Annotated in this window: 23 protein-coding genes and 1 riboswitch; of the genes, 9 read left to right on the forward strand and 14 right to left on the reverse strand. The window is 38.4% G+C overall.

The annotated features are described in order from the left end of the window. Positions 1-702, forward strand: a 702-nt coding sequence (locus tag ON09_RS11630) for a mechanosensitive ion channel family protein (protein ID WP_010601243.1), incomplete at its 5' end; no start/stop codon positions are given. Between the two features lie 27 nt (positions 703-729). Then, positions 730-1,806, forward strand: coding sequence for a calcium:proton antiporter (locus ON09_RS11635; RefSeq protein ID WP_010601244.1), 1,077 nt, complete (start codon positions 730-732; stop codon positions 1,804-1,806). Positions 1,807-1,855: 49 nt separating this feature from the next. On the opposite strand, the gene ON09_RS25190 is transcribed toward ON09_RS11635, so the two are convergent. After that, positions 1,856-2,026, reverse strand: a complete 171-nt coding sequence (locus ON09_RS25190) for a hypothetical protein (protein WP_157258937.1) — start codon at positions 2,024-2,026, stop codon at positions 1,856-1,858. 240 nt (positions 2,027-2,266) lie between these two features. Between ON09_RS25190 and ON09_RS11640 the strand changes: the two genes are divergently transcribed. After that, positions 2,267-2,713 carry a hypothetical protein gene (locus ON09_RS11640; protein WP_010601245.1) on the forward strand — a complete coding sequence of 149 codons (447 nt, stop codon included), beginning with the start codon at positions 2,267-2,269 and terminating at the stop codon, positions 2,711-2,713. A 196-nt stretch (positions 2,714-2,909) separates the two neighbouring features. Then, positions 2,910-5,399, forward strand: coding sequence for a PAS domain S-box protein (locus tag ON09_RS11645; protein WP_010601246.1), 2,490 nt, complete (start codon positions 2,910-2,912; stop codon positions 5,397-5,399). Between the two features lie 79 nt (positions 5,400-5,478). On the opposite strand, the gene ON09_RS11650 is transcribed toward ON09_RS11645, so the two are convergent. From ON09_RS11650 to ON09_RS11660, 3 genes are all read right to left on the reverse strand, one after another. After that, positions 5,479-5,832: a response regulator gene (locus tag ON09_RS11650; RefSeq protein WP_010601247.1), complete on the reverse strand. Its 354-nt coding sequence runs from the start codon at positions 5,830-5,832 to the stop codon at positions 5,479-5,481. A 295-nt stretch (positions 5,833-6,127) separates the two neighbouring features. Next, entirely contained in the window at positions 6,128-8,851 is a 2,724-nt protein-coding gene (locus ON09_RS11655) for an outer membrane beta-barrel protein (RefSeq protein WP_010601248.1), read from the reverse strand. Between the two features lie 326 nt (positions 8,852-9,177). Further along, a complete protein-coding gene (locus tag ON09_RS11660) occupies positions 9,178-10,446 on the reverse strand; it encodes a peroxiredoxin family protein (protein WP_157258938.1) in 1,269 nt (422 codons plus the stop codon). A 128-nt stretch (positions 10,447-10,574) separates the two neighbouring features. Further along, positions 10,575-10,678: riboswitch (SAM riboswitch) on the forward strand. A 336-nt stretch (positions 10,679-11,014) separates the two neighbouring features. Between ON09_RS11660 and ON09_RS11665 the strand changes: the two genes are divergently transcribed. The 3 genes from ON09_RS11665 (at position 11,015) to ON09_RS11675 (ending at position 16,084) form a co-directional block, all read left to right on the forward strand. Beyond that, the gene (locus ON09_RS11665; RefSeq protein ID WP_010601250.1) at positions 11,015-14,188 is read left to right on the forward strand and encodes a SusC/RagA family TonB-linked outer membrane protein; all 3,174 of its coding nucleotides are present in this window, start codon (positions 11,015-11,017) and stop codon (positions 14,186-14,188) included. 10 nt (positions 14,189-14,198) lie between these two features. After that, positions 14,199-15,632, forward strand: a complete 1,434-nt coding sequence (locus ON09_RS11670) for a SusD/RagB family nutrient-binding outer membrane lipoprotein (RefSeq protein ID WP_010601251.1) — start codon at positions 14,199-14,201, stop codon at positions 15,630-15,632. 197 nt (positions 15,633-15,829) lie between these two features. Then, on the forward strand, positions 15,830-16,084 hold the full coding sequence (locus ON09_RS11675) for a hypothetical protein (RefSeq protein WP_010601252.1): 255 nt from the start codon (positions 15,830-15,832) through the stop codon (positions 16,082-16,084). A gap of 29 nt (positions 16,085-16,113) precedes the next feature. Here the strand turns inward: ON09_RS11675 and ON09_RS11680 are convergent, their stop codons facing one another. Then, positions 16,114-16,479 (reverse strand): response regulator transcription factor, encoded by a 366-nt coding sequence (locus ON09_RS11680; protein ID WP_010601253.1) that lies wholly within the window; start codon positions 16,477-16,479, stop codon positions 16,114-16,116. Between the two features lie 162 nt (positions 16,480-16,641). On the opposite strand from ON09_RS11680, the gene ON09_RS11685 reads away from it, so the two are divergent. After that, positions 16,642-17,328 carry a DUF4142 domain-containing protein gene (locus ON09_RS11685; RefSeq protein WP_010601254.1) on the forward strand — a complete coding sequence of 229 codons (687 nt, stop codon included), beginning with the start codon at positions 16,642-16,644 and terminating at the stop codon, positions 17,326-17,328. Positions 17,329-17,367: 39 nt separating this feature from the next. Here ON09_RS11685 and ON09_RS11690 read toward each other — a convergent pair whose 3' ends face one another. The 7 genes from ON09_RS11690 to ON09_RS11715 all read right to left on the reverse strand — a co-directional run bounded on the left by ON09_RS11690 (position 17,368) and on the right by ON09_RS11715 (position 23,371). Further along, the gene (locus tag ON09_RS11690; protein ID WP_010601255.1) at positions 17,368-18,606 is read right to left on the reverse strand and encodes a YncE family protein; all 1,239 of its coding nucleotides are present in this window, start codon (positions 18,604-18,606) and stop codon (positions 17,368-17,370) included. 19 nt (positions 18,607-18,625) lie between these two features. Next, positions 18,626-19,114 (reverse strand): DUF4625 domain-containing protein, encoded by a 489-nt coding sequence (locus tag ON09_RS11695; RefSeq protein WP_010601256.1) that lies wholly within the window; start codon positions 19,112-19,114, stop codon positions 18,626-18,628. Between the two features lie 10 nt (positions 19,115-19,124). Then, a complete protein-coding gene (locus ON09_RS11700; RefSeq protein ID WP_010601257.1) occupies positions 19,125-19,835 on the reverse strand; it encodes a DUF4625 domain-containing protein in 711 nt (236 codons plus the stop codon). 40 nt (positions 19,836-19,875) lie between these two features. Continuing rightward, positions 19,876-21,501, reverse strand: a complete 1,626-nt coding sequence (locus ON09_RS11705) for a TonB-dependent receptor (protein WP_202947145.1) — start codon at positions 21,499-21,501, stop codon at positions 19,876-19,878. Further along, on the reverse strand, positions 21,407-22,222 hold the full coding sequence (locus ON09_RS25670; RefSeq protein WP_202947146.1) for a carboxypeptidase-like regulatory domain-containing protein: 816 nt from the start codon (positions 22,220-22,222) through the stop codon (positions 21,407-21,409). The genes ON09_RS11705 and ON09_RS25670 overlap by 95 nt, the downstream gene beginning before the upstream one ends. A 164-nt stretch (positions 22,223-22,386) precedes the next feature. After that, positions 22,387-22,731, reverse strand: coding sequence for a hypothetical protein (locus ON09_RS11710; RefSeq protein ID WP_010601258.1), 345 nt, complete (start codon positions 22,729-22,731; stop codon positions 22,387-22,389). 355 nt (positions 22,732-23,086) lie between these two features. Beyond that, complete coding sequence (locus tag ON09_RS11715; protein WP_010601259.1) at positions 23,087-23,371, reverse strand: hypothetical protein; 285 nt, start codon at positions 23,369-23,371, stop codon at positions 23,087-23,089. A 180-nt stretch (positions 23,372-23,551) separates the two neighbouring features. Here ON09_RS11715 and ON09_RS11720 point away from each other — a divergent pair, with 180 nt between their 5' ends. Beyond that, the gene (locus tag ON09_RS11720) at positions 23,552-24,052 is read left to right on the forward strand and encodes a hypothetical protein (protein WP_010601260.1); all 501 of its coding nucleotides are present in this window, start codon (positions 23,552-23,554) and stop codon (positions 24,050-24,052) included. 16 nt (positions 24,053-24,068) lie between these two features. Here the strand turns inward: ON09_RS11720 and ON09_RS11725 are convergent, their stop codons facing one another. Next, complete coding sequence (locus tag ON09_RS11725; RefSeq protein ID WP_010601261.1) at positions 24,069-24,824, reverse strand: HRDC domain-containing protein; 756 nt, start codon at positions 24,822-24,824, stop codon at positions 24,069-24,071. Further along, positions 24,821-25,174 (reverse strand): helicase C-terminal domain-containing protein, encoded by a 354-nt coding sequence (locus ON09_RS26495; RefSeq protein WP_010601262.1) that lies wholly within the window; start codon positions 25,172-25,174, stop codon positions 24,821-24,823. The genes ON09_RS11725 and ON09_RS26495 overlap by 4 nt, the downstream gene beginning before the upstream one ends. Between the last annotated feature and the right edge of the window lie 40 nt (positions 25,175-25,214).

The raw sequence follows: 25,214 nt of genomic DNA on the forward strand, positions 1-25,214 counted from the left end.
TACATCTCCAATAAACTGCAAAAACACGTACCTATACTTTTTGGCGAGCAAAGGATCAGTTTTGATGGCGCAAGTGATCATAAAGGCTCAAAGGTAGCATTGTTTCGATTGATTATCATTGTGATCGGCCTGTTACTTGCTTTTACAGCATCAGGACTTCCGATGGATAAACTCACAGTTGTTTTAGGGGCACTTGGTGTTGGTATAGGTTTAGGTATGCAAAATATTGTAAATAATTTTGTTTCAGGGATCATTCTTATTTTTGAGAAACCCTTTAGAATTGGGGATTATGTAGAACTGGCGGATAAGAAAGGGAAAGTTCAGGACATAGGCATCCGGTCGAGCAAATTACTAACGCCTCAGGGGTCTGAAGTGATCATTCCTAACGGAGATTTACTATCCGGAAGATTGGTGAACTGGACGCTAAGTAATGATTACCTAAAATCTGAATTATTATTTAAAGTTGGTTCTTCCGTTGATATGCAGCAATTACAGGAAATTATTGCCGAGGTGATTAAAGGTTCAGCCCATACGGTTACCAATCTTCCACCAGAAATACTCGTTAATAACCTGGCTGCTGATAGCATTGAACTTAAAATTCTGGTGTGGATTAATAATGTTTATGTAGAGGCGGCTTTTAAAAGCGATACGCTACTTCGTTTGATGACCGCTTTTCAGCAAGCAGGCATTAAGCTTGTATAAATTTATAAATTGCGAAAACTAACAAATATGAAAAATCTTGACTTACCAAAATGGACTATTGCCCTTCCAATAATTAGTGCGGTAGCCTATTTTTTTACTGGTGTTGATTCTGGTGTAACCATAAAAGTAATACTTGCTGCGCTGTTAATTGGCAGCGTTTTAGCCTCGGTGCATCACGCCGAAGTAATTGCACATAAAGTTGGCGAACCATTTGGTACCATTATCCTGGCTTTGGCCATCACCACCATTGAGGTTGGTTTAATTGTTTCACTGATGTTAGCAGGCGGCGATAGTACCCGCGAACTGGCCAGAGATACTGTTTTCGCTGCCGTGATGATTATCCTGACTGCGATTGTTGGTATATGTTTACTCAGGGGTGGAATTAAATTTAAAGAACAGCTCTACAAGCTTCAGGGTGTAAATGCGGCTTTAATTACGCTTGCCTCTATTTTGGTGCTTACACTAATTCTTCCCAACTACACATTGAGTGCGAAAGTGGGTGAATATACCATTAGCCAGCTCATCTTTGTTTCGCTGGTATCACTAGTTTTGTACGGCGGTTTTATTTTCATGCAAACGGTTAGGCACAGAGATTATTTTCTGCCTAAAAATACAAGCTCAGAAGATGAACACATGGAAGCGCCAACTAAACTAACAGCCATCGCCAGTTTGATCTTGTTATTGATCAGCCTATTTTCGGTTGTTGTGTTGGCTAAGTTACTTTCTAAGGATATCGAGGTGATGGTTATCGATTTGGGTGCACCTCAATCGGTGGTTGGTGTAATTATCGCGGCAATTGTGCTGCTACCAGAAGGTATGGCCGCTTATCGGGCAGCTAAATCAGATCGGTTACAAACCAGTTTAAACCTGGCTTTGGGTTCTGCATTGGCCAGCATCGGGTTAACGATTCCGGCTGTTGCGGCGGTATCGATCATTTTCGAAATGCCCATTACATTAGGAATTGATATGAGTTCTACTGTACTGCTACTGCTCTCGATGATTACCATAATGTTTTCGCTGGCTACAGGAAAAACCAATGTGCAACAAGGGGTTGTGTTACTGGTAATATTTGCCTCTTATCTTTTTTACACGGTTGTACCCTAAAGAGGGGCAACCAGATGGTTTATTTAAAAGTATAAATTATGCTTAAAGCTTAAGATAAGCATCCTTCGCAATCATTTTTTCCAGAAACAAGCCATAAGCTAGCTATCCAGCTTAAAACCGCAGTTGATACGCCTAATTCAGGATCATCAAGTGTGAATGAAGATAAAATGGCAATAATCGAAATTCCGGTAGCAAATAAAAATGGGATAAACTTTTTCATATGGATGACTTTCGAAAATCAATTCAAAAATTAATCCATTTTAAGCATTTGAAACAATTTAGTATTCAATATTTCTTTGTCCTGACATTTCTACTTAAAAAGTCAGTTTTTAACTTTTATTGTTCAAATTTCCAATAAGTTAAGTTTTCTGTGGAGATTAAAATAAATCACAGTAACACATCAAAATTTCGCAGGTTTTTTTCAATAATTAAAACCATAAAATGCGTTAACTGGTTATTAATGCAGTATGTCACTTTACAGGTGGAACAAATCGAATATTTGGGCATGGAAGATAATAAAGGTAGTTTTAATGGTGAATTGGTGGCAGGCTCTAACATGATGATGCTAGACTATCTTTTTAACCAGGAAGATCAGTTAATGGCTTATCAGTTGGTAAGGCTAGCCGAAGGAGGGGCATGGCAGGTGCTCTCCGGCGGTTCACCTGTTGCAACACTTACTAAAACCGATGGGCGATGGCTGGCGCTTAATGAAGCGAAACTTGATGTGGATAGTATTTGCAAAATTGGTGACTTTATCGATCAGCAAAACTTTAATCGCTTGCCTGCCAAAATTAAACAACACTGGGAAGACTTTGTGGCAGAAGTTTTGGTTAAAAATGATAGTGAATATATAATAGTTACTGTTCCAGGAATTAATTTCACCAGTTTTAAAAGATTTTTTTGCTGAATATATAGGGCATCTGGTAGAAGACGAATGGCCGATTGAGTTTAAAGTTTATGATTTCAGTTTCAATGAGGATTTTGTGGTTCGTGTATTTTAAATTGATGAGTATGTTATTTCTAACTACGATTAGTTGTAAAGAAACTACCCCGTACCTGGTATTTAATATTTAATTTTGTTAGGCTTATAACCAGGTATTTCAATGAAAATTTACTCCCCGCCGTCTGTAGACACTTTAAATACTTTCCATGCTTTACCTGAAATGTACCTGGTTTTATCACCAAGTTTCCATATCCTTACTGCAAGTGATCTTTATTTATCTTCAACTTATCGATCCAGAATGGCAATTGAAGGTAAATACATCTTTGACATCTTTCCGAACAATCCTGATGATTCCGGATTTGAAGCAGTTGAAATACTAAGGGCGGCATTATCTGAAGTGGTTCAAACGAATTCCGCGAATGCCATGCCCATACTTAGATATGATCTCGAAGATTTGAGTACTCATCAATTTGTTGAGCGATATTGGAGCATTAGCCACACAGCGGTTTTTGATGCAGACGGGCAACTAAGTTATATTATACAGTTGGTAAAAGAAGTTACTGAACTTGTGTTGGAGAGTAACCTGGTGAAGCAGCAAAAGGTAGATCAGCAGAAAAGTCTCATCGAAATTGAACAGCTTAATGGTGAGCGGGAGCTGATGGATAAAAAGCTTACCAAAACATTAAAAGAACTTAGAGAAACAAACCTCTATCTGGAAGAAAAGGTTAAACGTCGTACGGATTCATTGAAGCTTAGCGAAGAAAAATACCGCAACCTGATTGAACAAAGTCCGGTAGCGATGCAGGTTTTTCGTGGAGAAGATATGGTTTTCGAGGTTGTTAATGAAGCAATGTTAACCTTTTTAGGTAAAGAGCCAGATATTATTGGTAAAACTTTATTCGAAGGCGTACCGGAGATTGTAGGGCAGCCGATTGTTAATGTTTTGTATAATGTCTATCGCACCGGAGTTCCATTTGAACTTATGGGAGAGGAGGTTATTTTGGAACGTAACGGCCAGAAAATTGTCGGTTTTTACGATGTAATATATCGGCCTGTTTATGAACTGGGCAAAATATCTGGCGTTTTGGGTATTGCACTCGATGTTACCCACCAGGTAAGTTCACAACGATCGCTTGCAGCGAGCGAGCAACGTTTTCGTACCATGGCCGAGGCCAGTGATATTTTAATATCGACGAATGATGCGAAAGGAAATCTAAATTATCTGAACCATGCATGGGTAAACCTGACGGGATGGCAAACCAAAGATTTGAAAGATTTTGACTGGTCGTCGTTCGTTCATCCAAATGAACGTGCTGAAGTTGAAGAAATTTTCGCAAGCGCTTTAACAGCCCACTCTTCATTCTTTAATGAATTTAGAATACTCGACAAGGTAGGGAATTACCGTTGGTTACGAATTAAAGGAAATCCGATTTTCGATGGATCGGGAAATTTTGATGGCTTTATTTGCTCAAGTTTAGATGTAACGGAAGAAAAGCAATATCTGTTAGAAATTCAGTCTGTTAATAAAGCATTGATCGAAGCCAACGAAAGTCAGTTTCTTATAAATGAAAAGTTGCAGCAGGCTAATAATAAGCTGAAACTAAGCGAGGAAAACCTGCAGTCGGCATTTAATGCAGGGGAACTTGGCAGTTGCAGTTTAGATTTAAAAACCGGTATTGCCGATATGTCGGGCAGATATCGGTCGCTTTACGGTCTTCCCGTAGATGGTGAAATTACCTGGGAAATGGTACTGAAATCTGTTGAGCCTGAATTTATACCTGAGGTTAATAAAGTGTTAGAAAATGCGGTAAAATTTGGTAGTCCGGTTGATAGTACTTACGCCATCCGTCATCTAATAAGCGGTGAACGCAGGTGGATGCGGGTGGTGGGTAAAGTAAACCAGGATCTTCATGGCGTAAATGAAAGTGTGTATGCGGTGGTCATGGATGTTACGCCTCAAAAAGAAGATGAACAAAGGAAAAATGATTTCATCGCTATGGTAAGCCATGAACTTAAAACACCGGTAACATCAATAACAGGTTATTTGCAAGTATTGCAGCGTTTGTTCAAAAACACCGGCGATGATTTTACCGGTTCAGTGCTCGACAAGATGGGGCGGCAGTTAACCAAAATGACTACCATGATTAACGGCTTTTTGAATGTTTCCCGGCTGGAATCTGGAAAAATTCACCTCGATCGACAACGCTTTAATTTTTCTGAACTTTTAGCTGATATCGAAGATGAGTACAAACATATTGTTTCCACTCATAACATCCAGTTCACTTCGTCAGAAGAGATCATCCTGATCGGCGACCGCGATAAAATTGGACACGTTGTAAATAATCTCATTAGCAATGCGGTGAAATATTCACCAATCCATTCCAAAATATTATTGTCTTGCACAAAAGCTAACTATACACTTACCTTCAGTGTGAAGGATGAAGGAGAAGGTATTCCTGAAGAAGACCTGCCGCATTTGTTCGATAGATACTACCGGGTTCAGAATGTGGAAGCCCGCAATATTGCAGGATTTGGAATTGGCCTTTATCTCTCAGCAGAAATTATTAAAAGTCATTCTGGGGAAATATGGGTAGAGAGTGTACGCGGTGAAGGTTCAACGTTTTATGTGTCTTTACCACTTAACTCCTGAGCAATGCACCGCCCAATATTTCCCGGAATTTCTTTTAAATGTTCATCAATGTGACTATTGCATTATCGTACTGATCAAATCATTTCAATTGTACATCTTCAATAATCTCGGTAAAATTATCAATCTCAAAAGGTTTCTCTAAATAAGCATCGCAGTATTCTTTTAAACGCTCAGGCTGAATTACCAGAGCACTTGTTACCACAAGTTTGATGTGTGAAGTTTTTGAATTTGATTTTAATTCTCTACAAATATTAATTCCATCTTCATCTCCAAGGTGCACATCAATAATGGCAATATCTGGCTGAAATTCTTCCACATCGTTTTTCCAATGGCGGGGAGAAGAAATGGGAAGTACGTGATAAGAGTCTTTCAAAATTGTGGTCATTACGTTCAAAATGTCAATGTCATCTTCAATAATTAAAACTTTACGCATGTGTGGGACTGATTTTTTATTTTCTAAATTTCTTTGATGTAAAACCTTAAATAGCAGCTAAAATCTAGGAAATACCTTATGAAAAGGTAAAAAAATGGCTGAGATGGGTGCTCCATTTAGTTTTATAGGGATTTTAGTACAAGGGTTTTCGATTTTATAAGTATAAACATCTTTTACTTATTTTGGTTTGTTGATGATGAAAAACTTCAATGTTTATCATTAAGCAAAAGATCCAATGTTTTATAAATATTACTTTTAAAGGAATTTAGTTATCGCCTAGCGGAAAATAATTGCTTTATTTCTTATATACATTTAACTTGTACTGGTAAGTTGCCAGAAAATAACGGCGAAGGATATTCCGATCGGATATGCCTATTGCGTTATTAAAGGCGTAACGATTTATCGAAATGTTTTGATCAAATAAATCATAAACCGAAAGCTTGAGCTGCCCGCGATCTTTTTTCAGCATTTGAATGGAAAGCGCAAGGTTAAGTTGATGTGAACTGCGTTGAAAACCCTGCCCAATTTGAGGATTGTAAAAATACGTATAGTTAGCATCTAAAATAATCCTTTTTGGCCACCTCAGGCTAAATTCTCCACCGGCAGAGTGGGTGTAAGTATTCACTTTTGCAAAATCTACATCTTTGTAGCGGGTCATCTGTTTATAGAAATCATATTTAGCATTCAGGCTAAGCAAGTCGCCATAATTCAGATTGATGTTTTCTCCAAAACCAATATCCAGTGAATTTTGAAAACCTTCATCAGCGTTAAGGATAAAAGGCCTTTGGTTAAGGTTTGCTCTTGCCGAGGTATTTAAACCAACTTGCCACTTCTGCGATTTTTTAAACTGCTTACCAACACTCAGGCCCAGATAGCCATTTCTGTAACCACCACGGTTAACAAAACTGGCTACAGTAGCGCCAGCGCTATTCACATTACTACGTTGCAAAACACCGTTATTACTAAAAATATAGCCAGAATATAAATTGAAATTAATCTGCTTGGAAGGGATGTATTTGTATACATTTAGATTTAATGTGCGTACCAGGTTTGCCCTCAAATCAGGGTTTCCTATAGCCGTGTATAGCTGGTTATATTGGCGGGCAATGGGTTGCATCTGAGAAATTCCGGGAAGGTCTAAACGCTCATCATAACTCAGTGAAAAACTTGGTGCATCAAATCTGAAAGATGGATAAAAGTTATAATATTTACGATTGATATCTTCATAACCGAAATTAAATTCATTACGTACATCCTGATATTCTCCCTTAACCGATACCCTTAAGCTATAATCTTTAGTGATTTTATAAAACAACTGCGGACGAATGCTTTGAATGAAAACGTTACGCTGTAAATCGTTACTCAGGTTGGTTAGGAAAAAATCGTAAAGCATTGTAGATGGATTGTATTCGAATGTACTTGCCAGATCCATATTGCTGGAAAAACGTGTTCCGGAATTCAGCTCCAATGTTAGTTTTTTGCTCAAAGGATAATTGTAAGTTACAGACAAATCCCCTGAATTGGATTTGTTCCAGCTCTCTCTAAATCGATCCTGTGTTTCTGATCTCACTTCCGCAGAAAAAGATTCGAGCCGATACTTATTAAAATCTTCATTATTGTTACTGTTTATCTGCAGCGAATGTGTAATATTAATCGATTCTCCTTTTTTCTTTAGCCTTCGGTAGTACATAAAGTTATGTGAGAAACCACTATTATTAGCATTTGAAGTATTAAGCCCGGCGCTTTCACTTAAACGGGGTAACAAGGAGTTAGAACTGCTATTACTATTTTCGTTTCTGTTATTTTGATAATTGAGGTTTACCTTTGGCTCATATCTGATGCGCATCATCGTATCAGGAACCCATTCTACCAAGCCGCCTACAGCATGTTTATTACTTTTATTATTGCTCATATTTCTGGAGTTATTAATCAAAGTAGTATTCGCTACAGTTTGCTCGATATAATTTGTTCCATTGTAAAGGTTGTCGCTATGGGTGAAAAAATAAGTAAGGTTAAGCTTAAGTTTTTTGCCATAGTTATTGTTGATGTTGACACCTCCCGAAGCCACACTTTCAATGCCACCATAACCCCGGCCACCAAAAGTGCCATCATAGATTTGTCCGCCACCGCCAGACCTGTCGAAACCACCCATAGTATATAGTTCCTGACCGGAAAAACCAGTGCGGTTCAAGTTATTGGCCAAACCAATTAAACTTACCTGGAGCGTATCTCTGAAATTGCTTAAAATTCCCCCCGCTTCATAACGATCTCGGCTTCCGCCACCGGCATAAACTTTGCCCAACGTACTTTTCTTAATCTTACTTTTTAGTTTCAGGTTAATAATTTTGCTCACTTCAGAATTACTCACCAGGTGATCAGGGTCGTTCTCCCGGTCATCATAAACCTGAATCTTCGCAACCAAATCTGCATCCAGGTTTTTGGTGGCCACTTTAGGGTCATCGCCAAAAAACTGTTTTCCGTCAATTAGCAACTTACTTATCGATTTTCCATTGACCAGAATCGAACCATCAACATTTACCTGTACGCCAGGTAGCTTTTTCAACAGTTCTTCAACTACTGCATTAGGCCTGGTTTTAAAGGCTTCGGTGTTAAATTCTATGGTGTCTTTTTTAACTGTTACCGGCGATCTTTCACCCGAGATGATCACATCCATTAAGGTATTACCAGATAAGTATATGGTTTTTAAATCGGTAATTAATTCTTTTTGTAAATGCAGGTTTTGGCGGATGGTGTTATAACCTACAAAAGAAATGATGATTTTGACAGGTTTATCCACAGCGATACCAGAAAGTTTGAAGGTTCCGTTTTTATCAGTTAATGTATAAGATACCAACGAAGTGTCTTTCGCATTAACAACGGCTACAGTGGCAAATTCCATTGGTGCTTTGGATGCAGAATCGGCAACAATTCCTTTAACAGTTGTTTTGTTTTGCGCCAAAGCCTGCAAGCACTGCAAGCAAATGAATGCGAGGAGCAGCGAGAAAATTGATTTGAGCATTTAGATGTTGATGAGAGGTTAAGGGGTTTGTTTAGTTAAATGTTAACAGCTAAACACCATTTCCAATTGGATATCCGATGTTGAGCGATGTTAAAACGATTTACCAAGATAAATAAAATATTGAAGACCGCCTCTCAGGTAGGAAATTGCAATGAAAAATATTTGTTACAAGAATAAAATTAGCTACAGCCGAAAAGATTAGTTAGCAAACAGGTGTTATTTCGTGGCCGCAGAACAAAGAAGATCATCCCGATCGACCAAAATACGAACGGGATGATATTGCAAAATAGTTAGGGTTGAGATATTAAAGAGGAAATAGCACTGCGCTACAGATTGGTTTGTTTCAGCAATCCATCAATTTCCGCATTGAATGCGCTTACAAAATCAGTGTAATATTTTCCGGTTGCGGGTCCGCTGTAACCGGTATGGATTTGCGCAACCTCGCCTTTTTTATTGATGATGATCATCGTTGGGAAGGATAAGAAATTATTCAGACCCGGAAGTGACTCAGCAACTTGCTTTTTATCAGGTTTACCCGCAATTACCTGATCATATTGAATGTCGAACTTATCACGAAATCTGCCTAATGCCTTTTTTACATACGCTGAATCAAGCTGGCGCTCGTAGTGGATACCAACAACCTCTACGCCACGGTTTCGGTTTTCCTTATACCAGGGCGAAATGAATGATGCCTCATCCACACAATTAGGGCACCAGGTACCCGTAATGGTTAATATCACTACTTTGTTCTTAAATTTATCATCACTTAATGAAATTTTCTTGCCATTTACATCGGGGAGAGAGAAGTTCAGCGTTTTATAACCCTCTTTCAAAAAGGTTAATTTGGTAGCATCGGGGAGAGCAGCATTTTCGTTTTGTTTTCCGGTGAATGGCGTATTTCCTCTTGCACTCACTGCTTCTCCCTGAATTGTTCCATCTTTTGAGAATGTACCCTTATAGTAAGATGGGCTGGAACCTATAAAACCCGAAAGGTAAAATTGATTTCCATCTACACTGCCTTCAAGATAGCGGGAATCGCCGGTGATGCGGAGAAATGTACCTGTAATTTTATTTCCTAGCTGTTTAAAAAGTCCGACCGCGTTTTCATTTTTGCCATCTTGTGATTTAAATACAATATCATACTTTCCGGAAAAATCCGCATCAGGTGTTTGATCATTTGTTTTGAAGCGATATTGATTCGCTTTGCTGGCTGATAGCTGAAGTGCTTTGCCAGATCCATCTTGTTTTTTCAATACACCCACAAGTGAATCCTTCTGGATTTTAAAAGCCAGCACATTGTCGAACTGATCAAGGTTAATCCATAATGAATCACCTTTCTGTTTTACAAATCCGCCGTCGAAGCTTTCATCGGCATTTAAAAAACTGAGGTAGGGTTGCCCATTTTTATTTTTGATTTCAAAATTAAAAGGAACGTCAACGCCAGGCTTTAGGTTAAAAACACCTCTCCAAATTCCACTCGCCTGAAAGGTGTTTTGAAGCTTTAGGTTTTTTGTGTATGTTTTATTCTTTGTTTGGGCGGCAACTTTTTGGGTTAACAATCCGGCTATTAGTATTGCAATAAATTTTATTTTCATGGGATGATGTTCAATTGAGAAAGCAAATGTAGACATGATTTTGGCTAAGAAAAAAATATTTCAATAAAATCTATAGAATTTGTAGACATTATGATTTTTATATTATCTTTGCGCCAGTTATTTTAAAATACTTATCAAGAAAGGTGGAGGGAATGGCCCTGTGAAACCTTAGCAACCAGCCCTCAGGGTATGGTGCTAATTCCATCCCAGAGTTGTTTGGGGTAGTTAAGTCAGTTGAAGGCCAAATCATTAATCATATATGAGGGCACTCCTGATTTACAGGAGTGCTTTTTTTGTAGGCTGATTTTCCATAATTGATAAGTATTGATATATCAGAAAAAATAAATGAAAAAGACTAACGAGCAAAAATTTACCCAGTTCAACAATTTTAACATGTATTGGCGAGGCCGAATGTGTAAGGGTATGTGTTTGAATTAAATTCATCATATACCATCTCCAACTAAAATTATCAATATCAAGGTGTTTAAAAAAATCGCTAAAAGCGGGGTGGAATTGCTTTGCCTATATTTTTCACATCAGTTTTAACTAATCATCAATTTAACCTATTATGTTTAAAAAAATTAAGCTACCGGCAATACTGTTTTTGCTATTGCTTTCACCATTCGTTCGAGCACAAAATCTTGCAATTTCGGGCACGGTAAAAAGTTCATCAGGAGAAACCCTGCCTGGCGTATCTATTTTTGTAAAAGGTACTAAACAAGCGGTAACAAGTAACGGAACAGGAAATTTTTCTATTACTGTTGCGGGCAAAAGCACGTTGGTATTTTCCTATATCGGCTTTGCCACGAAAGAGGTAGAGGTATCAGAAAATAATAAAGTGCTGGATGTGGTATTAAATGACGGCGATAATGCATTAGATGAGGTAGTCGTTACCGCATTAGGCATATCCCGACAAAAGAAATCTCTGGGTTATGCGGTTCAGGAGCTCAAGGGTGAGAGCTTGACAGAAGCCAGGGAAAGCAATCTGGTAAATGCACTGGCAGGAAAAGTTGCCGGTGTTCGCGTAACCAATAGCCAGGGCGATATGGGGTCTTCCCGGGTGGTTATTCGTGGTGAAACTTCCATTTCAGGAAATAACCAGCCGCTTTTTGTAGTGGATGGGATTCCTGTGGATAACTCACAACTCAATTCCGCCGGTGCAAGAGATTATGCAAACACCATTTCAGATATCAACCCAAATGACATCGAATCGATCAGTGTGCTTAAAGGACCAAATGCTGCTGCATTGTATGGATCGAGAGCGGCGGCTGGTGTTATCATTATTAAAACTAAATCAGGAAAATCAAAAAAGGGGTTAGGGGTTACTTTTAATTCCAACGGGGTTATTGAAAGTTTACTTACCCTCCCGAAATATCAGGATGTTTTTGGCCAGGGATCTGAAGGTAAATTCAGCTATGTAGACGGTAAAGGTGCTGGTACAAATGATGGCGTGGATGAAAGCTGGGGCCCGAGAATGGATGGCAGATTGATTCCTCAGTTTTTTTCTAAAGGGGTGGCTGTTCCATTTGTAGCCAATCCTGATAATGTGCGTGATTTTTTTGAAACCGGTTATTCGCTTTCGAATGGTATTGCTGTTGAAGATGCCGGAGAGAAATTCGATTATCGCTTATCTTATAATAACCTAAAGCAGGTTGGCGTGGTGCCAAATTCTGGGCAAGACAAAAATTCATTCGCTTTAAATACTACGTTAAGGATTACACCAAAATTAACCCTTACGGCCAATGCAAATTACAGTAAACTAGGTTCAGACAATTTGCCTGGAACGGGTGGTTCACGATCGACGAGCACCATGCTTCAGTTTACCTGGTTTGGAAGACAGGTTGACATCAACCAACTGAAAAACTATCTCGACGAGAACGGTAATACTTTCAATTGGAACAACAGCTATTATAGTAATCCATACTGGGTGGCTTATGAAAATACGGTATCACAAAACCGAAACCGGATCATTGGAAATATCGGGCTGAATTATAAAATTACTGACGGGTTAAATTTCAATTTCCGTTCAGGAACAGATTATTACAACGATCGTCGTAAAATCAGAATTGCATATGGCACCAACGGAACCCCGTTTGGATCATACAGCGAAAGTGCCTTTACTGTAAATGAAAACAATACCGATGCAACGCTGAACTATACCAAACAGCTTAATGATGATTTCAGTATAGAGGCTTTGCTTGGAACGAATATCCGCTCGAGATATATCGAACAAAATGATCAAAGTGCCCCACGACTTGCGGTTGCGGGTTTATACACGTTAAGCAATTCGAGAGATCCACTGACTTCCTCTAATAATTACAGTAAACTAAAATCATATAGCGGTTACGCATCAGCACAAATTGGATTTAGAAATTACCTTTTTGCAAATATCACCGCCCGTAATGACTGGTCATCAACGTTGCCGGCACAAAACAGATCTTATTTTTATCCATCATTTAACGGAAGTTTGGTATTAACGGAAGCTTTTGACATCAAAAGCGATGTCTTAGATTATGCCAAAATTCGCGGAGGTTGGTCTAAAGTAGGTAAGGATGCCGATCCGTATCGTTTGATTAACACTTTTTCTTTCAGCGCTCCGTTTGGAAGCAATCCTCAACTTACAGCATCCACTACAGATTTGAATCCTGATTTGAAACCTGAAACCACCACATCATCAGAATTGGGAGCAGAGGCAGTTCTATTTAAAAAACGCCTTCGTTTTGATGTGAGTTTATATAATACAAACAGTTACGATCAGATTTTAAGTGTTGATGTGAGCCAAAGTACAGGTTTCAGATCTAAATTGCTGAATGCTGGAAAGATCAACAATAAAGGTATAGAAGTTCAGCTGGGTGTTACGCCAGTTAAAAAACAGCTCACCTGGGATATTGATGTGAATTATGCGGCAAACAGAAGTAAGGTAATCGAATTGGATAAAGCGGGTTTATTGCAAAATTATGTAGTGTCAACCAATTCTGCTCAGGTAATTGCAGCTGTTGGTCAACCTTACGGAACACTTTTTGGAAATGCATTTCTAAGAGATGGCAACGGAAATATCGTAGTGAATGCAACTGGTGCACCACAAACCGATCCTACCAAAAGGGTTTTGGGTAAATATACACCAGATTGGATTGGAGGCATATCAAATACTTTCACTTACAAAAGCGTTAGTTTAGGTGTTTTAATTGATGCCAGCTTTGGTGGATCGATTTACAACGGTACTTATGCAACAGGAACTTACACAGGCGTTTTGGCCTCAACTTTACCAGGCAGAGCGGCAGAATTTGGCGGCATCTCCTATTACTATCCGGGAAATGTAAAAGCAAACGGAACAGTAAGACTGGCTGATGGTGCTGCGGCGCCGGCAGGTGTAACTGTTTACGACGATGGTATCATATTCGATGGCGTAACAACCGATGGAAAACGCAATGAAAAAATACTTCCTGCACAAACCTATTACAAATCGTTTCGTACCATTGATGAGGCCAATATATTTGATGCTTCATACGTAAAACTCCGCGAAATTAAATTGAGTTATAATCTTCCTGCAAAATGGGTTCGGCCGTTAAGTTTGCAGGGCGTTTCGGTGTCGCTAGTGGGTAGAAACCTCGCGATCTTGCATCGCAATGTAGCCGATATTGATCCGGAAGTAGCGTTTAACACTGGCAACGGCCAGGGGTTAGAAAGCCTTTCGAATCCAACTACCCGTACTTATGGTATCAACTTAAATATCAGATTTTAATCCTATCCCCATGAAAAAGAAATTTCTATATATCACTGCTTTTGTTTCGCTTTTAGCAGCATCATGCAGTAAAGAACTCGATGAAGTGAACATCAATCCGAATGCAACAGAAAATGCACAACCCGATTATTTGCTTACGGCTGCAATCAAAAATACAGCCGATGCGTATTGGGGAACTACGAATAATATGAACTCCAGTTTGCTTTTTGTGCAGCATTGGGCAAAGGTTCAATACACCGAAGAAGACCGCTTTATTTATTCAAACAGTAGTTTTACCTCTCTATGGTCTACGCTGTATTCTCAAAGTATCACCGGTTTTAACAAAATTATCGAAATTGGAAATACCACTGCTCACCCGAATTATCGTGGAGTGGCTTTAACGCTAAGATCTTGGTCGTTTCTTTTGCTTACCGATGCTTATGGCGATATTCCTTATAGTCAGGCAGGAAAGCTAAACGAGTTTATAACACCCGCTTATGATAAACAAAAAGACGTTTATTTCGGTTTGCTAGAAGATTTGAAAACAGCTAAGAATACGCTTGATCCTGCAGGGAAAGCGATTGCAGGCGATATTATCTACAGCGGAAATATCACCAAATGGAAAAAGTTTGCCAATGCCTTGAGGCTGAGAATCGCTTTAAGAATTGCAGATAAAGAGCCAGCTAAAGCCAAACAGGTATTAGATGAGATTAAGGCGGATGGCGATTTATATATTAGTGATAATGCTGATATTGCTCAGTTGATTTATCAGATCTCTCCACAACAAAATCCTGTGAGTGCACAATTTGATACCCGTGACGATTATCGGATCAGCAAAACCATCGTTGATAAATTGTTTGTACTGAATGATCCACGTTTGCCAATTTATGCCAGTAAAACACAAACTGCAACCCCTCAGGAGTATATCGGTTTACCGAACGGATTAACCAATTCAGAGGCCAGTAATCTGGGTTTCGCAAGAACCTCAAAACCGGGAGCCTATTTTTTAACGCCGCAATCTCCAGCTGTAATTTTCAGTTATGCGGAATTATTGTTCGACAGGGCAGAGGCTGCTGCAAGAGGCTTGACAACAGAAAATGCTGCTGAACTTTATAAGCAGGGTGTAACAGCTTCGTTAAAACAGTTTGGCCTGTCAGATGCTGCTGCAACCACTTATCTTGCACAGGCATCAGTTCAGTATGATGCCGCAAATTATAAAAAATCAATTGGTGAGCAAAAGTGGCTGGCACTGTTTGGTCAGGGTTTGGAAGCCTGGGCAGAGCGTCGCCGCTTAGATTATCCACAGCTTTCGGCATCAGTAAATACAGTATTAAATGGCCAGATTCCGGTGCGTTTCATTTATCCCGGAACGGAGCAATCGTTAAACGGACAAAGTTATAAAAACGCGATGGCTAGTCAGGGTGCTGACCTTTTAACCACAAAGCTTTGGTTTGATGTGAATTAACAGCGCTTAAAACAATAGCTAAAAGTGCCGCTGGAATTTATTTCAGCGGCATTTGTTTTTATGATGTAACTTTGAACCTGCTTTTTTTTGTTCATGAACCTAAAAAATTGCAAATTGCAGAAGATTGTAATTCGATGCCAATGGCGAACGGCTTTCTAAAAATAAGAACTAATTAATCATTCCAAGCAAACGTATTAATGGAACAAAATATAAAACAACCGGAAAGTGTTGAAGCACTAATTAAAAGAAAAGATCTGTTAAAAGGTGTAATGTTGGGTTTGGGTCTGGTGTATCTTGTCGCGTTTGGCATCCTGACTTATCTAGCGGTTACAAACGGATTAAGTAAGGTTTCAATTGCACTTATACCGATATGTTTATCTCCATTAACATTACTTCCCTTACTACTCAATTTCAATTCCTTGAAAAAGGTGATCGCTTCAAGAAAAGCCTAGATCGTTTCTAGCTTACCAAGTTTAACAACTTAATTGGCGGGTAAATAACGTTCAACACGGCTCGCAAAATCATTTAAATCAAAAGGTTTATTGATAAAATCTTCGGCAGTACATTTTGCCTTAACAGCGTTTAAATGATTATTTGCCGACATCATCATCACGGGAATATCATGTGTTTTGATATTCGTTTTCAGCTGACTGCAAATATCAATTCCATTTCCGTCAGGCAGCATAATATCTAGGATGACCATATCTGGAATGCTTTCTTGCATTTGTAGCCAAAAGTCGCTGGTATTTCGGCAAGCTTTCACCTCATACAATTCTTCAGTAAGCAAAAACTCGATAATCTCTCTGATACTTGGATTATCCTCTACAACATATATGCACTTTTTCATACGCTTTATGTTTTGTATACAGGTTTAACGGCTATCGTTATCAGATGTTTAGCTAAGTTTTTCACACCATACGAGTTATTAACTTTTTGCGGAATCAAATAGAAATATAGCAAACTTTTGTGGTGCTTTTATAGTTGATTAATAACATCATTTATTTAAGCCATGAAAAATATAAAAACAGCATTTGCATTTCTTTTGACAATCTCTTTAGGAACAAATTTATCCGCACATGATATTTTAGGAAAGATATCCAGTCAACCTAAATCGGGCATGACACAAGAGGTTTTACCACCTGAAGTATTTATGAATCAAGCTTTGCTTTATGGATTAAAGGCGACGCAAATGAGTGGGATAGCAGCGCAAAATGGAAGTCCGAAATTGAAGGGATTTGCCCAAACGGTACTTGACGCACATGCTCAGGCCAATACAGAACTTTTAGCTTTAGCCAAAAGTAAAAACATTACTTTAACGGCAAGTAAAAATGAAGAAGGGCAAAGACCAGATGGTAGAGTTGATTCGGCACCAACAACATTACAGGATACATCTAGAAACCAAAATCAGGGAGAAGCCGGAAATACCGGTCAGGCAAAAGGTGTCATGTTAAATGGATTTGCAATGCTTCGGAATGCTGATATTCAACAATCAGTAAATAAATTGAAGGATGCCAAAGGGCAGGATTTTGATCAGGCGTATATTGCTTCCAGTATTCAGGATCACCAGAATTTAATTGTACTTTTTGAAGCAGGTTCAAAATCATCTGATGCTGCGGTAAAGAAATATGCTAGAAAATATCTTCCTAAATTCAAAACACATTTAACGCAGCTAAATGCTATGGCAAAGGCAAAATAATATTCAAGGCAGTTAACCAACTGCCTCGAATATTAAGAATTAGTTATGAGAAGCATCGCTTTCAAAGCCAAAAATTGCTAAACGTACCGGCTTAGCAGAAACTTTATGTTTTGCTGTTACAGCAAAAGTTGATAGATTGATTTGATGTACCTCACCCAACGCTGGCATCGCGATGTAGGCAAATTTGCCAGTTGCTTCTAGAACAGGCTTATAAGTATCTGTGCTCGATGTTGCAGAAATCACCGACCCTTCTTTTTTCAATGTGCCGGTGGTTAAATCATATACTCTTAATTTTCCATCTAGCGTCAAAATCAATAAGTTTTTTCCTGCAAAATCAACTTTGCATTGAAAAGCATCAGCTCCGCTGTAAATTGGGGTAATTTTATCTGTTGCAATATCTATTAAGTAAGCACCTTTTGTTGCTACATATCCAATAAACTTTTTCGCCGATTCTGCGTAATAAATACTGGCCAACCTGAACGCACCAAAACCATCAGGATTAGGAATTAACCTTTGCTCACCTGTAGATTTAACTACCAACACACCTCCCGCGGTTGCCGCAGAACTGCTAAAGCCACCAAATACTGCGTTTGTTCCATCACTTGCATTACCATGTATGGCGCCAATTTCAAGCGTAGAAGCATAAACGGTTTTACCTGTTTTATCGATTACGAGCACCCGATTTGGAGATGCTCCGGAAACTGCTGTTGATGTTACGGCATAGGTTCCATTTGTAAACTGTGCCATTGCACCGTGATGCGGTAACAAACCTGCGTTAACAGTGGCAAACTTTGCCCCGGCAGTATTAAAATCGCTCTCTACGGCCCGGCTCAACGTTCCATCTCCATCGTTAAAGATTAAACTTTCATTGGCTTTGGTTTTAAAATGAGTTGGTTTAATGCCTGTAGCAGTAATGTTTGCCCATTTCGGATTATTTAGCACATCTACATGGTCTACGTGAGAAGCAAGGCCGCTATCAAAAACTTCCACTAAATTTTGTGCCCCATAAAGCACTGTAGCATATCTGCCTGAGGATGTTGCGTAAAGATTAGCTAAAGGAAATTTAGCATCGAAAGCAGTTACTGCCGAGGTTGATGGATCTACCAAAGTGAGCTTGTTCGACGTCTCATCTGAAGTAAGCAACCTTACATACTTAAATTCTCTGGCCGTTATTGTGGGTGTTTCTTCAGGTTGTGCGCTGTCTTTTTTACAAGCTGCAAATGCAGCAGCAGCAGCAACAATCAATGCTGCTTTTTTAAAATTGTTTTTAGATAACATTAGGTTTGATTTTTATTGATTAATTAATTTTTATACTAATTCCTTTGATGGTTTGCCATCCTGCTTTATCCGTTATTCTGATTAAAAAATGATAATCGCCGGGATCAATATCCGCAGGTACATTTACTGAGGCCGTGGCTTCATAATTTCTTTGCCCTGCCGGGATACTCACCTCTCTGATGAGCAGAAAAGGCTTTACGGGAGTTTTGATGGCTTCCATATTGCAACTATTTACTTCGGTACTGTGTGAATGATGATCAAAATTGTGGTGGATATCGATGCTCATTGATCCCAATTCGACATTGTCGCTTATCTGGGTTTTAAACGTAAATGTTTCTCCACGTTTAATTACGCTGCATTGCTGCGGAAAAGAAGTGGCGCTTGAAATAATTTCAGGGTAGGTAGTATCAATGTCTTCTGTTTCCTTTTTACAATTGCTGAGCAATAAAACGGATAATGCACATAAGCCAATAAAGCCTGTTTTAACTGGATTGAATTTATTTTTCATAATTATTGATTTACTTGTCGAAATGTTCTTCAAATTGATTTTCTTTACCCAACTGATCTACAATTTTCAGGTGAACATGATAGTGGCCTTTAGGCGCAGCAGTAACATCAAGGTGTTTATGAAAGTTATAGGTGCTTAAACCCACCATGGCAGCATCGGTAAAAAGAAAATCTTTTTCCCATGCAGCACCATGAACTTCAACTTCAATTCTGGCAATTTTGTTAATTGCAGCAACTGTGGCTTCAACATGCAGATCATTTCCAGCAGTATTCAAACCCACCTCAAATCCTGTAGCGCTAGGCAGCGTTGGATCGTATTTGATTTCCAGATCGCTGGTGATTTCAGTTGTTCTCCCAAACAGATCAGTCACTTTAATCGTTACGATGTAACTACCGAGTGCAGCATTTGTGGGTACATCAATATGTTTATGGAAATTTGCATTCTTTACATTTGCAAAGCCTTCAGTATATTTTTGGTTGAAGTTCCAGCCGGTACCTACTTTTGGTTTAATATTTAAATCAACACTGGCTAAGTTACTCGCAGCAAAAAGATCGGCTTCGAAATGAATGTCGGTTCCGGGATAGGCTGTTTTATTGTTATTCATTCCCACCTCCAGATTTGTAATCGTTGGCAGGTCTGTAATCACTTCATCTTTTTTACAGGCGGTAAATGTTGCTGCCGTAATCAGCAGGGCTAAAAGGGGGTTTGTAATTTTGTTCATTGTTGATGTTTTTTTTGTTGATGGGTGTAATTAAACTGTATTATTTTCCAAAAGGGATTTTTAACGAAAGCACAAGATTTCTTCCTGCTTCAGGAAGCTCGATAAGGCGGTAAAAACTGGTATGGTTGAGATATTTTGTATCAAACAGATTTTGAACTTGCAGACTTAACTGGAGCGGATTGCCATACAAGGAAAGCTTTGTGCCGACTTGTATATTTACTATCTGGTAACCAGGAGTTTTCTTTTCTGGTGGAACAATATTATCCTGTTTACTCGTTAAGCGATAATCGATGGAGAAATAAGTATTAGACAATTGCCTGCCTATTTTCGGAGAATATGTTAAATTGATCAGGGCAGAAGCGGGTGGAGAAAAAGGTAACGTAAAACCCTTTTTATTTCCTGATAGCTGCTTAGCCTGTAAAATTTCTCCTAAGAACTGAGTGCTTAAGTTTTTAAAAATTTCATATTTAAGCTGAAGCTCGCCTCCAAATCGCTGTACACTACTTTGTGCGTATTCGAAAATTTGATTGCCGGCACCATAAGCATAATCATGTCCGGAGGTCGGATTTAAATAAATGTAATTCGGGAAATAATTGTAAAACGGACTTAACTGAACAGACCACCGCTCATCATTCCAGGCCAGGCTCAAGTCGGCTTGATATGATTTTTCTGGCGATAAATTTGGATTTCCTTTCTCATAACTGAAATAGTGATAATTTACGCCATTTGCACCAAGCTCTTTAGCAATCGGCATCCTGAAACTCTTGCCCAGGTTAAACTTTAAACCAAATTTTTCAAGATTGTAGTTTAGTCCAGCAGACCAGACCAAACTGTTAAATGTTCGGTTTAAATTAGCGGCACGTTGCAGGTTTTGCTGTGTCACCGATCCGTTTATTGTAATATCTGATGGAAACCAATCGTTGTACTGAAACATGTTGATTTGTCCGCGATCATAACGTAATGCAGCATGTAGTAGTAGATTATCAGTGATCTTAAATTTATCATAAACAAAAGCTCCTATTGTTTTCTGGTTGAAAGCCGGAACCAGAAAACTCCATCCATTAATGTCGTTTGTTTGAACCTCCGCATTTATTCCTACAGATAGCTCATGTGCATTAATTGTTATCCTATCTCGTAAATTGCCTGAATAAACTACTTTAGTAAATTCTCTTTCCAGATCCATGGGGATTGGTAAAGTAGCGGGGTAATTTGAAGGCATAAAACCATGATTTACATATTGGCTAAATTCCTGCCTGTAATTTTTCTGATAACCTAATTCAAATTCGATTTTCTGATTCGGCAACTGATAGCTGGATCGGTTAATCAATTTAAAATGGTTAACCGATTGATAAGGATGTAAAATATCTCTGTTTGAACTGTCGTGAAGATCTTCATTTACACGCCGTGGTTCAAGTCCATGTGCATTGGCAAAAAAGCCGCTTTTGGCAAAAGTATTGCTGAGATAGAACATGGATCGGAACTTTTCGCCAACATATCCTGTATTGAAATGGATTCCCGTCTCACGGCCTGCGGTATTGCGTAAATGATTTTGATATAATTTTACGGCATAATCATATACAAAAAACCTGATCTGTGGGTACACGATAATCGCCGTAGTTCTGATAAGTAAATCGCGAATCGAAAAACCACCTTTTGTTTCTGCCATAAATGTTGGTCGATGTACCATAAAGGTTGTTGTTGCTTTTCGCAATTAAATCGACTGAGCCGCCAATGCTGTTCAGCGGCGGAATGGATACCGGAAGAATATCAATAACACCTCCAATGGCATCAGAGCCATAAATAAATGAGGCAGAACCTTTAATCAATTCAATTTCGCCGGTAGCAAATTGGTCGATTTCCAGCCCGTGATCGGCGCCCCACTGTTGCCCTTCGTGTTTAACACCTTTATCAACCACTACCACCCGGTTAAAGCCTAAACCTCTTATTAATGGTTTTGACTGGCCAGAACCAATGCCGATAGTTTTAATTCCCGGAAGGCGTTCTAAGCTTTTCATCAGGCTACCACCTAGGTTTCTTTGAAGAAAATCCTGATTCACAATTTCAATGTTCATCGATTCTGCTTTCCTGCGGTCCTCAACATGCTCATCTTTTATGGTCACATCATTCAGTTGCCTGATTTCTTTATTAATTGACAGATTTTTAACTACATGCTGACCATTGATTTCAACTTTACTTATGGCTTTGCTATACCCAACTGCACTGGCTATTAATTTATAGGAGCCTTTGGGTAAGGCTTCAAAATTGAATTTACCACCGTCATCAGTTATGGTTTTGTACGGAGTATTTTCAATATAAACCGTGGCGTGTTTTACTGGTGTTTGGCCATTTAAAACCGTACCGCTAAGTTGAAATTGTTGGGCATACAATTGTTTAGCCCCAATAAGGCAGAGAAATAAAAAAAGAATTTTACGCATTACAAATGGCCGGAGCCAATGGCTAAGTGATCAGCACAATCAGGTTAATTGCAACTCATCGCATTAAAAATTAAAGAAAATGATCTAGGAAGATGGCTAAGTGCCAATGGGGCTTGTTAGGCGATTGCAGGCGGACCCTTATTGGTAAAGCCTTGCAACGTGAATTTATAGTTGCCTACAAATACGCCAGTATTGCTTATGTTTCCTGTTGGAAGAGGAAAAGAGATAGAAAAGGGTAGTGGAAGCACGATATCTTTTCCATGTTTGTGAAAAATGTAATCGCAAACGGAACATTTTTCAGAAAAGGTAATGTTTTCTTTTTGATCAGCTACATGCTCAATATCGTTTTTACTATGCGCATGTATGATTTGAATAAATGAAATAAACAAAAAGGTAAATACCAATAAAAAGCTGATTGCTTTTGCCCATGTATTTACCTGATTTAACTTTTTGATTTTCATTTACGCCACAAAGTTGCATTTAATTCTTGAAAATACAAATGTTACCCTGGAAAAAATGAAAATTTTATAAAGGTTTTATTTTCCAGACTTGATAATTATTTGATTATCACGCCCAGTTGCACCACAATTAAGCAAAATTTACAGGCTGTTGTTTAGTTATTTAGTTGATCGGTAGTGTTTTAAGTTTTACTGGATACTTATTTAGTAGACAATGTTGTACTAATAAAAATTACACTCTGATACGTATTGATTAAACTGTAAAAAAATTACAAGTTTGAGATGTTAGAATTAAATCAACGGGACGATTTAGATTAACATTAATAGAGCGTTCAATTATTGAACGCTCTTTTTCATTTTAGATTTCTTCATCCTCTTCAGTTTCGTCCTGCTCGTCAATGGCTTCATCGAGTTGAGTACCTTCGCCATCTGCAAATGGAATTTCCTCTTCTGTGTAGCCTTCATCATCATTTTCCAATTCATCATCATCTTCTTCTAGCTCATCTGGTTCTTCAGCAGAAAAAGTGTCATCTTCTTCATCCGCATAACCCTCAGCTGATTTTGCGCTTGAACGGTCTATCTGAAATTGTTCAATGTTTTGAATTTCTTCGTTTTCTTGTGGTTCTTGATCTGGAGTTTTCATAGTATGATTTTTATTTTTACAACATTACCTTTTGGAAATAAGTTTTTTTTAAAGCATTAAAACAATATTAGATAGAATAGTATTTACAACATTGTAATGTTAATTAGCTGTTATTTTTAGATAAAACTTTTAGGTTAGATTTATTTTTGCTTTCTTGCCGAATAATTTACGTTCGCCTAAATGAAAAATCTCTCCATAAGTTTAACTCCAGCTAAATGTGAGCTTTTGGACAATATCCTTAACGAGTTTGATGAAGAAGTATACATCAAATCCGATCGGGTGCTCAAAATATTCAGAGGAAATGGTACTCTGGCTTCAGATTATCTGGATCTTTTGGTTCAGATGAACCTCGTGATTTTAGTCGGCCAGGTAGATGGCGTACCATTGCCAGCTATGGTAGGCAAGCAAGCCGGGGTTGATATGTTTATCAGCGAAGGTGGTTTTAAAAGGCGTTACGCACTAAATAAACTCGAAGAAGATACGGGTAAAAGCATCTTTGATTTGAAGAACGAAAATCTTGATCTTAAAGAAAAGTTAGAGCAGCAAGAAAAATTGCTGAAAAATCTGGAACAAAGCATCACCGAACAGGGAAAAAACATCTTAAATATGTGGCTGGGCCGTATCGGCTTTTTGTTGCTTGGAATAATCCTAACTGCCTGTTACTTTATTTTTCTGCATTAAACTATCGCATCAGCGATTAGAACAATGTACTAGCACCAAGAAAAGCATTTACTATTGGCATTATTTCGCCTCCCAGATCAACTGCATTCCCGATTCCTACTCCTTTAATTGCTGCCAATTGATCGGTGGTTTTAGGAGGTTTCGAAGCTATATTCAATAAAGCTACATCAGAAAGAACGGTATGTTCCGGCACATTTCTTTTTTTGCTTACGCTACTTCGCCAGTTAAGCAGGCTTTGATATAATTTTTGATTAACAATTTCTTTTGGAATTTCTATTTTGCTCGTAAAGTTTTTTCTTGGTGTTAATTCGTATTTATTACCGGCTTCTAAATAAGTACGTGTATATTCACCAATTGAAAAATTTTTCCAGTCGAAATTAAATAAAGCCAATTTTACGTTTAAAGTATTTAGCGTTGAAATTAATGTGGCCAGAGTTTTTTCTGAGTTTTCGTCGGCTAGTAATTTTAAAGCGGTAAATTTTGAGATTTCTGAAATCACCAGCGTAATTTTTGGGCTAAAATAGGTTGAAGCCTTAACTAAGCGTTCAAGAAATAGTTTTTCATCAGTCAGGATTGCGTCTTTTGAAATTTTAGCTACTTCCTGACTCCTGAATTTTAACGCCACATTAATTAATTCTTTGTTCAGAATGTTGGTGGTAAGATCAAGCATGGTCTTGAAAGCTGCATTTTCATCAAATGCGCTAAATTTGGCTTGCCCGATACTTGTCCAGCTTGCTTTTAACGATGTAAAATCAAATAAATCATCGATCAAATTCCAGGCGTATTCTTTTTTATATCCTTCAAGGTTTCAGCAGTAGGAATTTGGCTTACCGCATCTGCTGTAAATCCAATTATGCGTTTATCGGTAATGATATTTTCCATCTTTACGGGAGATTTCAATATCAAACCCGCCAAGTTTTTGCACCGGCTTAAGGCAACATAGGCTTGGCCGTGGGTGAAAGATGAGCTTATATCTACAATTGCTTTTTCAAAAGTTAGACCCTGACTTTTATGAATGGTAATTGCCCAGGCCAGTTTAAATGGGTATTGGGAAAAAGACCCGGTATTTACTTCTTCAATTTTGTTTTCCTGCTGATCGAGATTGTATTTAAGGTTTGCCATTCTTCCCGCTCTACTTCAAAATGTGCAGAATCATCTAAAA

The organism is Pedobacter agri PB92 (assembly GCF_000258495.1).
In the GTDB taxonomy this organism is placed as follows: domain Bacteria; phylum Bacteroidota; class Bacteroidia; order Sphingobacteriales; family Sphingobacteriaceae; genus Pedobacter; species Pedobacter agri.